At 51.8% G+C, this 15,191-nt stretch carries 11 protein-coding genes; all 11 read left to right on the forward strand.

Annotation, left to right across the window (positions count from 1 at the left end):
* Positions 1–19 precede the first annotated feature (19 nt).
* Positions 20–445, forward strand: a complete 426-nt coding sequence (gene rplK / locus N7E73_RS14235) for a 50S ribosomal protein L11 (RefSeq protein ID WP_432735561.1) — start codon at positions 20–22, stop codon at positions 443–445.
* Between the two features lie 15 nt (positions 446–460).
* A complete protein-coding gene (gene rplA / locus N7E73_RS14240; protein ID WP_432735563.1) occupies positions 461–1,165 on the forward strand; it encodes a 50S ribosomal protein L1 in 705 nt (234 codons plus the stop codon).
* A gap of 147 nt (positions 1,166–1,312) precedes the next feature.
* Positions 1,313–1,831, forward strand: coding sequence for a 50S ribosomal protein L10 (gene rplJ / locus N7E73_RS14245; protein ID WP_432735564.1), 519 nt, complete (start codon positions 1,313–1,315; stop codon positions 1,829–1,831).
* A 45-nt stretch (positions 1,832–1,876) separates the two neighbouring features.
* Positions 1,877–2,263, forward strand: coding sequence for a 50S ribosomal protein L7/L12 (gene rplL, locus N7E73_RS14250; protein ID WP_432735565.1), 387 nt, complete (start codon positions 1,877–1,879; stop codon positions 2,261–2,263).
* Positions 2,264–2,563: 300 nt separating this feature from the next.
* A complete protein-coding gene (gene rpoB, locus N7E73_RS14255) occupies positions 2,564–6,658 on the forward strand; it encodes a DNA-directed RNA polymerase subunit beta (protein WP_432735566.1) in 4,095 nt (1,364 codons plus the stop codon).
* 85 nt (positions 6,659–6,743) lie between these two features.
* Positions 6,744–10,877, forward strand: coding sequence for a DNA-directed RNA polymerase subunit beta' (rpoC, locus tag N7E73_RS14260; RefSeq protein WP_432738874.1), 4,134 nt, complete (start codon positions 6,744–6,746; stop codon positions 10,875–10,877).
* A gap of 153 nt (positions 10,878–11,030) precedes the next feature.
* Positions 11,031–11,402: a 30S ribosomal protein S12 gene (rpsL, locus tag N7E73_RS14265; RefSeq protein ID WP_015337864.1), complete on the forward strand. Its 372-nt coding sequence runs from the start codon at positions 11,031–11,033 to the stop codon at positions 11,400–11,402.
* Positions 11,403–11,427: 25 nt separating this feature from the next.
* On the forward strand, positions 11,428–11,898 hold the full coding sequence (gene rpsG / locus N7E73_RS14270) for a 30S ribosomal protein S7 (RefSeq protein ID WP_432735567.1): 471 nt from the start codon (positions 11,428–11,430) through the stop codon (positions 11,896–11,898).
* A gap of 12 nt (positions 11,899–11,910) precedes the next feature.
* Complete coding sequence (fusA, locus tag N7E73_RS14275) at positions 11,911–13,977, forward strand: elongation factor G (RefSeq protein ID WP_432735568.1); 2,067 nt, start codon at positions 11,911–11,913, stop codon at positions 13,975–13,977.
* A gap of 246 nt (positions 13,978–14,223) precedes the next feature.
* Positions 14,224–14,541, forward strand: a complete 318-nt coding sequence (gene rpsJ, locus N7E73_RS14280) for a 30S ribosomal protein S10 (RefSeq protein WP_320169241.1) — start codon at positions 14,224–14,226, stop codon at positions 14,539–14,541.
* A 13-nt stretch (positions 14,542–14,554) separates the two neighbouring features.
* The gene (gene rplC, locus N7E73_RS14285; RefSeq protein ID WP_432735569.1) at positions 14,555–15,187 is read left to right on the forward strand and encodes a 50S ribosomal protein L3; all 633 of its coding nucleotides are present in this window, start codon (positions 14,555–14,557) and stop codon (positions 15,185–15,187) included.
* Positions 15,188–15,191: the final 4 nt, after the last annotated feature.

Here is a 15,191-nt window from a genome sequence, read left to right on the forward strand (position 1 = left end):
TAATATAGGACATAAAGCGATGGCCAAGAAAGAAATAGGCAAAATTAAGCTTCAGATCCCTGCTGGCGCAGCCAACCCGTCCCCTCCGGTCGGTCCGGCTCTGGGTCAGCATGGTGTTAATATAATGGAATTCTGCAAGGCGTTCAACGCCAAAACGCAGGACCAGAAGGGCATGATCACTCCAGTGATCATCACTGTTTATCAGGACAGATCCTTCACCTTCATTACCAAGACTCCGCCGGCATCCACCCTTCTGCTCAAAGCTGCAAAGCTGCCGAAAGGTTCCGGTGAACCCAACAAGAACAAGGTCGGCAAAGTGACCATGGCTCAGGTTAGAGAAATCGCTGAGCTCAAGGCTCCAGACCTGACCGCTGCCGATACTGAAGCTGCCATGAAATCCATCATGGGAACAGCCCGCAGCATGGGCATTGACGTCACAGAGTAGTGAGGGGTAAAGATCATGCCTAAGCACGGAAAAAATCACAGAAAAGCAACAGATAACGCTGAACTCCGCGGTCTGACCGTAGAAGATGCAGTAAAATCTGCTGTTGAAAAGGCATTTGCCAAGTTCGACGAGACCGTTGATGTTGCCATCAACCTCGGCGTTGACCCCAAATACTCCGACCAGATGGTTCGTGGTGCAGTAACCCTGCCCAACGGCCTTGGTAAAGAAGTACGCGTAGCTTGCTTCGTAAGCGGAGAAAAAGAAGCGGAAGCCAGGGAAGCAGGCGCTGACTTTGTCGGCGGCGATGATCTGGTAGCCAAAGTTAAGGACGGTTGGCTTGATTTCGATCAGGCTATTGCCACCCCTGATATGATGGCTAAAGTCGGTCAGATCGGCCGTGTGCTCGGACCCCGCGGTCTGATGCCCAACGCAAAGACCGGCACCGTTACCTTTGACGTTGCAAATGCAGTTAAAGAAGTAAAAGCAGGACGTGTAGAATTCAAGGTTGACAAGGCCGGTGTTCTTCATGCTCCCATCGGTAAGGTTTCTTTCGGAGCTGAAAAGCTTCTTGAGAACCTTAAAGCCCTGCTGGAAACCGTCAACAAACTGAAACCCACTTCAGCAAAGGGTACCTACATGAAGGCAATGGCTGTTGCCACCACCATGGGCCCCGGTTTCAGAGTTGATCCTCTGGCAGCTAGAAAGTACTCAGAGTCCTAAATCATCGAAGGCCGCCCTTATGGGCGGCCGTTGGTGTACCAATACACGGGAAGTTTAGTCGAAGAAAGCAGGGGGGATGGTCCCTTAATATCCTGCTGAGACACTACTTTGACTTGCTTTCCGGGTCAAAACATTAGGAGTGTTAAGGTGAACAGGCAAGAAAAAGCCCAGATTATTGCGCAGCTGAAAGAAAAGGCTGAAAGGGCGAGTATTGCCATCGTCACCGACTTCAAAGGTATCGGCGTAGAAGAGTTCACTGAACTCCGTGCCAACCTTCGCAAGGTCGGTGTCGATTGCCAGGTCGTCAAGAACACTTTGGCCCGGTTGGCTTTTGAGGGTACCGATCACGAGATCCTCGCTAACAAATTCAAGGAAAACTGTGCTATTGTAATAGGTTACGAAGATCCCGTTGCAGCAGCTAAAGCAGTTGCCGATTTCGCAAAAGGAAGCAAAAAGTTTTCACTGCGTTTCGCATCCCTTGAGGGCAAATATCTTGACGAAGCTGGCGTGCAGGCGCTTTCCAAGCTCCCGAGCAAGGAAGAGCTCCTCGGCAAGACTCTGGGTACCATGCTCGCAGTACCCACCAACTTTGTGAGCTTGCTCGCAAACGTACCTCGTGGCCTCCTGAACGTCCTCACTGCGGTGAAGGACCAGAAAGCCGCATAACCGCCAAGTCAAGGCAATTCAAAGAATTCCCAGGAGGAAATTTCCATGGCAGATATCACCAAAGATCAGGTTGTAGATTTTATTGCTAACATGACTGTTCTCGAACTCTCCGAGTTCATCAAAGAACTGGAAGAAAAGTTCGGCGTTTCCGCTGCTGCACCCGTAGCTGCTATGGCTGCTATGCCTGTTGCAGGCGGCGAAGCTGCTGCTGAAGAAGAACAGACTGAGTTCAACGTAATCCTGAAGTCCGCTGGCGGCAACAAGATTGCAGTTATCAAAGTTGTTCGCGCTCTGACCGGTCTCGGCCTGAAAGAAGCAAAAGCAAAAGTTGACGAAGCTCCCGCAACTATCAAAGAAGGCGTAGAAAAAGCAGAAGCTGAAGAAGCTGTAAAGCAGCTTCAGGAAGCCGGTGCTGACGCTGAAATGAAGTAATTGAAGCGTATTTACCGCTAATGCAAGAGGAGCGCAAACCCCTTGAACCGGGGTTGCGCTCTTCTCGCTGTTAAAAAGATTGACAAAATTGCCTGTTCAATTATTTTGGGAAGATTCGGAAAAGGCGCAGCCGAATTTTTAGCGCTCCCAGAGTAACGACAAAATTTCTTCCATAGGCAATATTGTACTGCCGCCCTCTGTTTATCTTGTACTTTTTGACTTATAATTAAATCTTTACTGGTTGATGTACGTCAAATTGCTTCATTCCAACCCTAACCTTCTCACTTGATTGAGGATACGATGGGTCAGCTCAGAAAAATATTTGGAAAGATCAAAGTAACACTGCCGATTCCCCACCTGCTTGAACTGCAGGTGGATTCCTTTAAGAAATTCCTTCAGGAAGGCGTTGCCCCTGCAAGCAGGGCTGATGTCGGTCTTGAAGGCGTTTTCCGTTCGGTTTTTCCGATTGAAGACTTCAACAAGACTGCCAGTCTTGAATATGTAAGTTACGATATCGGTGAGCCCAAGTACGACATGGACGAGTGTATCTCCAAGGGCCTCACCTACGAAGCCCCCATTCGTATCAAGGTTCGCCTTGTTGTGTTCGACGTGGATGAGGAAACTGAAAGCAGAACCATCCGCGACATCAAAGAACAGGATATCTATTTCGGAACCGTACCGCTCATGAGCGATCAGGGTACCTTCATTATAAATGGTACCGAGCGTGTTATCGTCAACCAGCTCCAGCGTTCTCCCGGTATCATCTTTGAACATGACTCCGGCAAGACCCACACCAGCCGCAAGGTTCTGTACAGCTGCAGAATTATTCCCATGCGCGGATCCTGGCTCGATTTCGATTTCGACCACAAGGACATCCTTTACGTTCGTATCGACCGCCGGCGCAAAATGCCCGCTACTGTTCTGCTCAAGGCTATGGGGCTTTCCAAGAAGGACATCATCGACTACTTCTATGAAGTTGAAGAGTACCGTATTGACCGCCACATTGTCAGACGCAAGGTTGTTGAAAACCAGTACCGCAAGGAAAATGCCTGGGTTGACCTGACTCTTGAAGACGGCACTGTAGTCATTCAGCGTGACAAACCCGTGACCAAGTTCGGCTGGAAAAAGCTGATCCGTGGCGGCGTTGAATATATTGAAGTTGATCCCAAGTCTCTTGTCGGTCAGTTTGCGTATAACGACATTACTGATCCTGATACCGGGGAAGTTCTTGCCGAAGCTGCTGATGAAATCACCGAAGATATCTTCGAGCGCATTCTTGAGGTAGGCCTTAAGGAAGTTAAGGTCATGCACACTCAGGGTGCTGATGTTTCTTCCGCTCTGCGTGATTCCATGATGCTGGACAAGACCACTGACGTTGAGTCCGCACAGATTGAGATCTACCGCAGACTTCGTCCCAGCTCTCCGCCAACAGCAGAGATTGCTGCCAACTTCTTCGAGAACCTTTTCCGCAGCGCCGACTATTACGACCTTTCAAGCGTAGGTCGCTACAAGCTGAATGCGCGTCTCAACATTGAGACCCCCCTTGAGCTTCGCACCCTGACCAACGAGGATATCCTCACCGCGGTCAAGGTTCTCTGTAAACTCAAGGACAGCCACGGCCCTGCTGATGATATTGACAACCTCGGTAACAGACGCGTGCGTCCTGTTGGTGAGCTGGTCGAAAACCAGTACCGCATCGGTCTGGTCCGCATGGAAAGAGCCATCAAGGAGCGCATGAGCCTCCAGGAAGTGGCTACTCTCATGCCGCACGACCTCATCAACCCGAAACCAGTAGCTGCAGTGCTCAAGGAGTTCTTCGGAACTTCACAGCTCTCTCAGTTCATGGACCAGACCAACCCTCTTTCCGAGGTTACCCACAAGCGCAGACTTTCCGCACTTGGACCCGGTGGTCTTACCCGTGAGCGCGCCGGTTTCGAAGTTCGTGACGTACACGTTTCGCACTACGGACGTATTTGTCCCATTGAAACTCCTGAAGGTCCGAACATCGGTCTGATCGTGTCCCTGACCACCTATGCGAAGGTAAACGATTTCGGTTTCATTGAAAGTCCCTACCGGACAATCAAGGATTCCACCCTGACCGACGAGATTCTCTACTATGATGCTACCCGCGAAGTCGGACACATTGTAGCACAGGCAAATGCTCCCATCGACAAGGGCGGTGCATTCATAAACCCGCTGGTTACTTCTCGACTCAATGGTGATGTCTCCCTGCAGCCGCGTGAAGACGTTACCCTTATGGATATCAGCCCCAGCCAGACTGTTTCCGTCTCCGCTGCCCTGATTCCGTTCCTTGAGCACGACGACGCCAACCGCGCACTCATGGGTTCGAACATGCAGCGTCAGGCAGTTCCCCTGCTCAAGACCTCCCAGCCTCTGGTAGGAACCGGCATGGAAGCTAACGTGGCACAGGATTCCGGTAGCTGCGTTCTGGCCGAAGATGACGGTTACATCGATTACGTTGATGCTGAGCGTCTTGTTCTCCGCTATGATGGAAATATTTATCCTGATACCGGCGGTGTAAAACATTACGAACTTCAGAAGTGGCATAAGTCCAACCAGAACTCCTGTTACGGGCAGCGTCCGCGTCTTCCCATCGGAACCCGTGTTAAAAAGGGTGATGTTCTGGCTGACGGTCCGGGTATCAAAGACGGTGAACTTGCTCTCGGTAAAAACCTGCTGGTAGCCTTCATGCCTTGGTGTGGATACAACTTTGAGGACTCCATTCTCATCTCCGAGCGTGTTGTCAAAGAAGACGTATTCACCTCCGTGCACATTGAGGAATTCGAGCTGGTTGCCCGTGACACCAAGCTTGGACCCGAAGAAGTCACCCGCGATATTCCAAACGTGAGTGAAGAAATGCTTCGCAACCTCGACGAGTGCGGTATAATCCGTCTCGGCGCGCGTGTAGCTCCTGACGATATTCTCGTCGGAAAGATCACTCCAAAAGGTGAAACCCAGCTTACCCCTGAAGAAAAGCTGCTTCGTGCGATCTTCGGTGACAAGGCTCGCGACGTTAAAAATACCTCACTCAAAGTTCCGCCGGGAATTGAAGGTACCATCGTTGACGTCAAGGTTTTCAACCGTCGCTCCGGCGATAAGGATGACCGTACCAAGGCTATCGAGGATTTCGAGCTTGCCAAGCATGATATGAAGGAAGGCAAGCACATTGAATCCCTGACTACCAAGGTCCGCGCTAAAATCGCGGCTGTTGCGGTCAACAAGCAGATCTCTCAGACCCTGATGGGACGCAAGAAGGGCGAAGTGCTGGCAGAAGCAGGTCACATCATCAATGATGAGATTCTCGCTGAAGTGCCTTTGAAGAAACTTGCAGGTCTTTTTGCGGATAAAGATACTAACGAAGCTGTAAAACAGCTTCTTGCTGAATATGACAAGCAGCTTCGCATCATCAAATCCATTTACGATGTGAAGCGTGAAAAGGTCACCGAAGGTGATGACCTGCCTCCGGGCGTTATCAAGATGGTCAAGGTCTACATCGCCGTTAAGCGTAAGCTTTCCGTAGGTGACAAAATGGCCGGACGTCACGGTAACAAGGGTGTTGTATCCTGCATCCTGCCGGAACAGGATATGCCGTTCTTCGCAGACGGTACTCCCATGGACATCGTTCTGAACCCTCTGGGCGTACCTTCCCGTATGAACATCGGGCAGATCATGGAAACTCACCTCGGCTGGGCAGCACTTGCCCTCGGCCAGAAGTTTGCACGTATGCTCGACAACGGTGAAGCCCTTGATGTTATCCGTAAGGATATCAAGGATACCTTCGAGTCCGAAGACGTCATTGAGCTGATTGATTCACTAGATGATGAAGAATTCAGACTCGCTGTGAGCAGGGCGCGTGAAGGGATCGTGACCAAGACACCCGTATTTGACGGTGCCACTGAAAAAGAAATCTGGGATCTGGTTGAAAAGACCGGTATTCCCGACGACGGTAAGGTTACCCTTTACGATGGCCGCACCGGTGACCCGTTCCATAACCGTGTAACCGTTGGTGTCATGTACATACTCAAGCTGCACCACCTGGTAGACGAAAAGATTCACGCCCGTTCAACCGGTCCTTACTCGCTGGTAACCCAGCAGCCTCTCGGCGGTAAGGCCCAGTTCGGTGGTCAGCGTCTCGGTGAGATGGAAGTTTGGGCCCTTGAAGCTTACGGTGCTGCGTACCTGCTGCAGGAATTCCTCACTGTTAAGTCCGATGACGTTACCGGCCGCGTTAAGATGTACGAAAAGATCGTCAAGGGAGATAACTTCCTTGAATCCGGCCTGCCTGAATCATTCAACGTTCTGGTCAAGGAACTTATGTCCCTCGGCCTTGATGTTCATCTGCTTCAGGACGAAGAATCTGACGACAAGAATTAATGAACGCGGGGCCTTTAAGGCCCCGCGACTAGATAAACCTTTTCATGTAAGGGGTATATGAATGAGTCTGGACGAACTGTTCACTATGCGTAGAACATCCGGCGCAGGCCTCCCTGGACGCGACCTTAAAGGCATTCAGATTTCTATCGCTTCTCCTGAGAAAATCAGGGAATGGTCTTTTGGAGAAGTAAAGAAACCCGAGACCATCAACTACCGTACCTTCAAACCGGAGAGGGACGGGCTTTTCTGCGCTAAAATTTTCGGGCCGGTGAAGGACTACGAGTGTAACTGCGGTAAGTACAAGCGCATGAAGCACCGCGGCATTGTCTGTGAGAAGTGCGGTGTTGAAGTTATTGCCTCCAAAGTCAGACGCGAACGCATGGGACACATTGAGCTTGCAGCTCCTGTGGCTCATATCTGGTTTCTGAAGACCCTTCCTTCCAAGATCGGAACCCTGCTGGACATCACTATGGCCGATCTGGAGAAGGTACTGTATTTTGATTCGTATATTGTACTTAATCCTGGTGATACTCCGCTTAAGCAGTACCAGATCATTTCAGAAGACCAGTATTTCCAGGTCATCGACCATTATGGCGAAGACGCCATTGAAGTCGGTATGGGCGCAGAGACCATCAAAACCCTGCTTGCTCAGATCGATATGCCGACTCTCAGGCACGAACTGCGTGAAGAGTCCCTGACCACCAGAAGCCAGACCAAGAAGAAAAAGCTGACCAAGCGCCTCAAGATTGTCGAGGCATTCCTTGAGTCCGGCAACGACTGCCAGTGGATGATCATGGATGTTATTCCGGTTATTCCGCCCGAGCTGCGTCCTCTGGTTCCCCTGGACGGTGGCCGTTTTGCGACTTCCGACCTGAACGACCTCTACCGTCGCGTCATCAACAGGAACAACCGCCTCAAGCGTCTGATTGAACTTGGTGCACCTGACATCATCATCCGCAACGAAAAGAGGATGCTGCAGGAGTCCGTTGACGCTCTGTTCGATAACGGCCGTCGCGGTCGTGCGATTACCGGGACCAACGGTCGTCCGCTGAAATCCCTTTCTGACATGATCAAGGGTAAACAGGGCCGTTTCCGCCAGAACCTGCTCGGTAAACGTGTCGACTATTCCGGTCGTTCTGTTATTGTTGTCGGTCCCAAGCTGAAACTGCACCAGTGCGGTCTTCCCAAGAAGATGGCGCTGGAGCTCTTCAAGCCCTTTATTTATTCCGAACTGGAACGCAGGGAGATTGCGACAACCATCAAGAGCGCTAAAAAGATGGTTGAACGCGAGGATCTGGTCGTATGGGATATCCTCGACGACGTTGTCCGCGAATACCCGATCATGCTCAACCGTGCTCCGACTCTGCACAGACTCGGTATCCAGTCCTTTGAGCCGACTCTCGTTGAAGGTAAGGCAATCCAGCTTCATCCGCTGGTATGTTCTGCATACAACGCTGACTTCGACGGTGACCAGATGGCCGTTCACGTACCTCTTTCCGTGGAAGCACAGATCGAGTGTCGTGTTCTGATGATGTCTTCCAACAACATCCTGTCTCCTGCAAACGGACAGCCCATCATCAACCCCTCTCAGGATATTGTTCTCGGTCTCTATTATCTGACCGTAGAGCGTTCGTTCTCGAAAGGGGAGGGCATGATCTTCACTGCTCCCTGGGAAGTCATCGCTGCTCAGGATGCCGGTGTTGTAAGTATGCACGCCCGCGTGCAGGTCCGTATTGAAGACAAGCTGGTGGAAACCACTCCCGGACGTGTACTTGTCGGCGAACTCCTGCCCGAAGGTATGGGTTTTGAATATGCCAACGTGGTCATGACCAAGAAAAACATCGCCAGACTCGTTTCCAGCGCGTACCGCACCGCAGGAAGCAAGGCTACCGTAATTCTCTGTGACCGCCTCAAGGATCTCGGATACGAGCACGCTACCCGTTCCGCAGTGACCATCGGAGTTAAGGACCTGACCATTCCCGCCAAGAAGGCCGGACTGATCGAGGACGCATACAACGAGGTCGAGGACATTGAAGCACAGTATCGCGAAGGTATCATCACCCGTACTGAAAAGTACAACAAGGTTGTCGACGTTTGGACGAAGGTAACCAACGACGTTTCCTCCGAGATGACCCGCGAGATGTCCACCGACATCATGGTTGACCCCAAGACCGGTAAGACCGAAACCAACTCAAGTTTTAACCCTGTCTTCATGATGGCTCACTCCGGTGCTCGTGGTAACCAGGACCAGATGAGACAGCTCGCAGGTATGCGCGGTCTGATGGCCAAGCCTTCCGGTGAAATTATCGAGACCCCGATTACCTCTTCATTCCGTGAAGGTCTTTCGGTTCTCCAGTACTTCATCTCCACTCACGGTGCTCGTAAAGGTCTTGCGGATACCGCGCTTAAGACTGCGAACTCCGGTTACCTGACCCGTCGTCTTGTTGACGTTGTTCAGGATGTAACCGTAGCAGAACATGACTGCCGCACTGTTGACGGACTTGAACTTACCCATTACATCAAGGGCGGCGAGATCAAGGAAAGGCTTTCCGAGAAAGTCCTTGGCCGCGTGACTATTCACGACGTGGTCAAAGAAGAAACCGGCGAGATCCTTATCCCTGCAGATACCCTGATCGACGAAAGGGGCGCAAAACTCATCGACGAGAACGGCATCAACTCCATGATTGTACGTTCTCCGCTGACCTGCCGTTCCAAGCACGGCGTATGTGCCATGTGCTACGGACGTGACCTTGCTCGCGGACATGTTGTAAACGTCGGTGAAACCGTAGGTATCATCGCAGCACAGTCCATCGGTGAGCCGGGAACACAGCTTACCATGCGTACCTTCCACATCGGTGGTACCGCCAGCCGTGAAATTCAGCAGTCCTCCTTTGAGGCTCAGCACAACGGTTCCGTCGTTCTGAACCGTCTGCGTGCTGTCCGCAACTCAGATGGACACCAGCTTGTTCTGGGCAAGAGCTGTCAGATCGGTATTGTAGACGAGCAGGGCAGGGAACGTGAAAAATACGTTCTTCCCCTTGGTGCAAAAATTTACGTTGAAGAAGGGCAGCAGATCACTCAAGGAACTATGCTGGCCGAGTGGGATCCGCTTGCAGAACCCTTCATCACCGAAGTAACCGGTACGGTTAAATTTACCGACCTTGTAGAAGGTAAGACCTATCAGGAACGTGTTGACGAAGCCACAGGACAGGCTACCTACACGATCACTGAGTACCGTACCACCAACTTTAAGCCTTCACTCTCCATCTGCGGTGATGACGGCGAGCCGTTGATTCGTCCCGGCTCAAGCCTCAAGGCGGTTTACCCCCTGCCCGTAGGTGCGATTCTGATGGTTAGAGACGGTAATGTCGTTAATGCTGGTGACATTATCGCACGTAAGCTTCGCGAAACCTCCAAGACCAAAGACATCGTTGGCGGTCTCCCGAGAGTTGCGGAGTTGTTTGAAGTGCGCAAACCCAAGGAACTTGGAATCATTTCGGAGATAGATGGTGTGGTCTCCTATGGAGCTGAATCCAAAGGCAAGCGCAAGATTATTGTTACCCCTGAAATCGGGGAGTCCAAAGAATACCTCGTGCCCAAGGGCCGTCACATCACTGCTCAGGAAGGCGACTTCGTAGAGGCCGGTGACCTGATGACCGAAGGTCTGCCCGAACTGCACGACATCCTCAAGGTTAAGGGTGAGAAGTATCTCGCTCGCTTCCTTGTGGAAGAGATTCAGGACGTTTACCGTTTCCAGGGTGTTGGAATCAACGATAAGCACATCGAAGTTATCGTTCGCCAGATGCTCAAGAAGGTCAGCGTTGTTGACCCAGGTGAAACCCACTTCCTCGTGGGCGAGCAGGTGGACAAGCAGCAGTTCATGGAAACCAACATGGAAGCGGTTGCCAACGGGCTCAAGCCCGCAGTGGCCCAGACTCACGTTCTGGGAATCACTCAGGCATCCCTCTCCACCGCGTCGTTCATCTCTGCCGCATCATTCCAGGAGACTACCAAGGTTCTTACCGAGTCTTCCCTGTGCGGCAAGAAGGACTATCTGCGCGGCCTGAAAGAGAACGTAATTGTCGGCCGCCTCATCCCGGCAGGTACCGGATTCCGTAAGTACGAACTTACCGATATCATCGTTCCGGACCAGCCCGAGCGTCCTGACAAGTTCCTCGAAGAACTGGAAGATGAGCCGCTGCTCATTAACGAAAGATAGTGCGGCGCCAGTACGCAGACAGCATCCTGCAGGCAGGTGGTTGCAGCCTGATCTGCAGGTGCGACCGAAATGTCTCCTTTTTGCACTTGACAAAACGGAAATTTTTGGTCTAACTGCGTCGGTCTTTGCAATACAATAAAAATTGGAGGGTTCATGCCAACCATCAATCAGCTTATAAGAAAAGGGCGTGAAAAGCAGCTCAAGCGCAAGAAGACTCCTGCGCTGCAGGCTTGCCCCCAGCGCCGTGGCGTGTGCACTCGCGTGTACACCACCACCCCTAAGAAGCCTAACTCCGCACTGCGTAAGGTCGCTCGTGTGCGTCTGACCAACTCCATCGAAGTAACTGCTTACATCGGTGGTGAAGGCCATAACCTTCAGGAACACTCCGTGGTACTGATCCGCGGCGGTCGTGTAAAAGACTTGCCCGGTGTTCGTTACCACATCGTTCGCGGCTCTCTCGACACCGCCGGTGTTGCAGATCGTCGTCAGGGTCGTTCCAAGTACGGCGCAAAGCGTCCTAAATAGCATTTAATTCCAAGGAGTATCCAATATGCCTCGTAAAGGACCGGTACCCAAAAGACAGATTCTTCCTGATCCGGTGTACGGCTCTCAGCTCGCTACCAAGTTCATGAACAGACTCATGTACGACGGTAAGAAGAGTGTGTCTGAAAATATATTCTATCAAGCTCTTGAATTCCTCGGTGACAAAACCCAGGAAGATCCGATCAAGGCTTTCGAAAAGGCTGTGGAAAACGTTAAGCCCCACGTGGAAGTCAAGTCCCGCCGTGTTGGTGGTGCTACCTACCAGGTGCCTGTTGAAGTCCGTCCCGAACGTCAGGTTTCCCTGGCGATCAGATGGCTGATCAACTACGCACGTTCCAGAGGGGAGAAGGGTATGGTTGCCCGCCTTAGCGGTGAGTTCCTCGACGCTTACAACAAGCGCGGCGGAGCTGTTAAGAAAAAGGAAGACACCCATCGTATGGCCGAAGCCAACAAGGCTTTTGCTCACTATCGTTGGTAATCGGAGTGCAAAGTGCCTAGACAGGTTGCAAGAGATAAACAGCGTAACATCGGTATCATGGCCCACATTGATGCGGGTAAGACCACCACTACCGAGCGCATTTTGTTCTATACTGGTGTTTCTCACAAAATTGGTGAGGTTCATGACGGCGAAGCCACCATGGACTGGATGGTTCAGGAACAGGAACGCGGTATCACTATTACCAGTGCTGCCACCACCTGCTTCTGGAAAGATCACCGCATCAACATCATCGATACTCCCGGTCACGTTGACTTCACTATGGAAGTTGAGCGTGCTCTGCGCGTACTCGACGGCGCCGTAGCCGTTTTCGACGCAGTTGCCGGTGTTGAACCTCAGTCTGAAACCGTTTGGCGTCAGGCTGACAGATATAAAGTTCCCCGTATGGCATTCGTCAACAAGATGGACCGTATCGGAGCAGACTTCTTCCGCTGTGTTGATATGCTCAAGGACCGTCTCGGCGCCAAAGCAGTTCCTCTTCAGATCCCCATCGGAGCTGAAGACGAATACAAAGGTGCAATTGACCTCGTAACCGGTAAGGCATTCACCTACACCGACGTCATGGGCAAGGATTACTCCGTTGAAGAGATTCCTGCCGACATGATGGACCTTTACGAGTCCATGCGCCTTGAACTCATCGAAGCCATCGCAGAAGAAAACGAAGAACTTCTCGACAAGTACCTCGGCGGTGAAGAACTCACCTCCGAAGAGATCGTAAAAGGCATCCGTCAGGCTACTATCAACCTGACCATCTGCCCCGTTCTCTGCGGTACCGCATTCAAGAACAAGGGCGTTCAGCCCCTGCTTGACGCTGTTGTAGATTATCTTCCTTCTCCGCTCGATATCCCCGCCATGGTCGGTGTAAATCCCGACAATGAGCAGGAAATCCAGTGTCCCTGTGATGATGATCTGCCCCTTGCAGCTCTTTCCTTCAAGCTCATGACCGACCCCTTCGTCGGTCACCTGACCTTCCTGCGTCTCTACTCAGGTAAGATCGTTTCCGGTGATACCTTCATCAACGGAGCTACCGGCAAGAAAGAGCGTATCGGTCGTCTTCTGAAGATGCATGCTAACAAGCGTGAAGAAATCAAGGAAGCTTACGCAGGTGACATCGTCGCAGCTGTTGGTCTGAAGAACATGGCCACCGGCGACACTCTCTGTGAAATTAAGAGCCCCGTTGTGCTTGAGTCTCTCGATATCCCCGAACCGGTTATCGAAGTAGCCATCGAGCCCAAAACCAAGGCTGACCGCGATCTGCTCAGCCAGGCTCTTGCCAAGCTTGCCAAGGAAGACCCCTCTTTCCGCGTCAAAGGTGACGAGGAGACCGGTCAGACCCTTATTGCAGGTATGGGTGAACTTCACCTCGAAATCATCGTTGACCGCCTGCTGCGCGAGTTCAACGTAAACGCAAACGTAGGCGCACCCCGCGTTGCATACCGTGAAACCATCACCAAAAAGGTTGAAGTGGATCACAAGTACGCAAAGCAGTCCGGTGGTCGCGGTCAGTACGGTCATGTTGTCATCACCGTTGAGCCCAACACCGAGAGCGAATACGAATTCGTTGATGAAATCAAGGGTGGCGTAATTCCCAAAGAATACATCCCCGCAGTCGACCGTGGTATCCACGATGCAATGAAGAACGGTGTAATGGCCGGCTTCCCGCTCGTAGACATCAAGGCAACCCTTACTTTCGGTTCCTACCACGATGTTGACTCCTCCGAACAGGCATTCTACATTGCCGGTTCTATGGCGCTTAAGGAAGCGGTTAAAAAGGCTTCTCCCCAGCTGCTCGAGCCCATCATGTCCGTTGAGGTTGTAACTCCTGAAGAGTACCTCGGCGACGTAATGGGTGACCTCAACGGCCGTCGCGGCCGTATCGGCAGCATGGAATCCCGTGCGAACGCACAGGTTGTAAGATGCGATGTTCCTCTTAGCGAAATGTTCGGTTACGCAACCGACCTTCGTTCCAAGACTCAGGGACGTGCTACCTTCACCATGCAGTTCGACCACTACGAGCCTGTGCCGAACTCCATCGCCGAAGAGCTGATCAATAAAAATTAGATTAAATTTAATTTTAAGCTGATTTTTGCTTGACAGCTGCACTTAAAAAGCAGTAAACCTCCCGGACCCATAGTGTTCGGGAGGTTCCTATTTTTTACGGGAACCACCCCGTGAAACCACAGAGATAAGGTATAAGGTCCGGCATGCTGGCTGGACGACCATACCAGGCCGGGAAGGACACACCTCACAATCCTTTTTACCGTTGCAAGTAAGGGCCGTCTCTGAATCTAATTAGGAGAAATTGACATGGTTTCTATGACTAGTGATCGTATCAGGATCAAGCTCAAGGCATACGATTACCGTATCCTTGATAAGGCAGTTACCGAGATTGTGGACACAGCCCGCAATACCGGAGCCGCTATCGCCGGTCCCATCCCTCTGCCCACCCAGGTACAGCGCACCACAATTCAGCGCTCCGTACACGTAGACAAAAAGTCTCGTGAGCAGTTTGAGATGCGGATCCACAAGCGTCTGCTTGACATTCTTGAACCCACCCAGCAGACCGTTGACGCGCTTGGCAAGCTGAGCCTGCCTGCTGGCGTTGACGTTGAAATCAAGCTCTAGGGAGGGATTCAACATGGCAAAAACTATCGGATTACTCGGTAAAAAACTGGGCATGACCCGCGTCTTCGCTGACGACGGAACCATCGTGCCTGTTACTGTTCTCGAAGTCGGTCCCTGTCCTGTTATGCAGGTCAAGACCGAAGAGAAGGAAGGCTATAACGCCATCCAGCTCGGCTACGACGCTCTTCCTGAGCGCAAGATCAACAAACCCACTAAAGGTCACCAGGAAAAGGCCGGTAAAGGCTTTTACCGTCACCTGCGTGAGTTTCCCCTTGAATCCGTAGCTGAGTACGAACTGGGCCAGGAAATTTCCGTGGATATCTTTACCGCAGGTGAAAAGGTCAAAGTTACCGGCACCTCCAAGGGTAAAGGCTTCCAGGGTGTTATGAAGCGCTGGAACTTCAGCGGTCTTCGTGCAACTCACGGTGCTGAAAAGGTACACCGTTCTCCTGGTTCCATCGGCCACGCTACTTTCCCTGGTAAAGTCTTCAAAGGCAAGAAAATGCCCGGTCAGATGGGTAATGAGCGCGTTACTGTTTCCAACATTGAAATCGTAGACGTTCGCGCCGAGGAAAATGTTCTCGTGGTTAAGGGACAGGTTCCCGGCCCCAAGAACGGCTTGGTGATGATCCGCAAGACCCGCTAGAGGA

The organism is Maridesulfovibrio sp. FT414, from assembly GCF_050916235.1.
In the GTDB taxonomy this organism is placed as follows: domain Bacteria; phylum Desulfobacterota; class Desulfovibrionia; order Desulfovibrionales; family Desulfovibrionaceae; genus Maridesulfovibrio.

Excerpts from the sequence above, each read along its gene's own strand:
- rplK (WP_432735561.1), top strand. The coding sequence starts at position 20 with ATGGCCAAGAAAGAAATAGGCAAAATTAAGCTTCAGATCCCTGCTGGC.
- rplA (WP_432735563.1), top strand. The coding sequence starts at position 461 with ATGCCTAAGCACGGAAAAAATCACAGAAAAGCAACAGATAACGCTGAA.
- rplL (WP_432735565.1), top strand. The coding sequence starts at position 1,877 with ATGGCAGATATCACCAAAGATCAGGTTGTAGATTTTATTGCTAACATG.
- rpoB (WP_432735566.1), top strand. The coding sequence starts at position 2,564 with ATGGGTCAGCTCAGAAAAATATTTGGAAAGATCAAAGTAACACTGCCG.
- rpoC (WP_432738874.1), top strand. The coding sequence starts at position 6,744 with ATGCGTAGAACATCCGGCGCAGGCCTCCCTGGACGCGACCTTAAAGGC.
- rpsL (WP_015337864.1), top strand. The coding sequence starts at position 11,031 with ATGCCAACCATCAATCAGCTTATAAGAAAAGGGCGTGAAAAGCAGCTC.
- rpsG (WP_432735567.1), top strand. The coding sequence starts at position 11,428 with ATGCCTCGTAAAGGACCGGTACCCAAAAGACAGATTCTTCCTGATCCG.
- rpsJ (WP_320169241.1), top strand. The coding sequence starts at position 14,224 with ATGGTTTCTATGACTAGTGATCGTATCAGGATCAAGCTCAAGGCATAC.
- rplC (WP_432735569.1), top strand. The coding sequence starts at position 14,555 with ATGGCAAAAACTATCGGATTACTCGGTAAAAAACTGGGCATGACCCGC.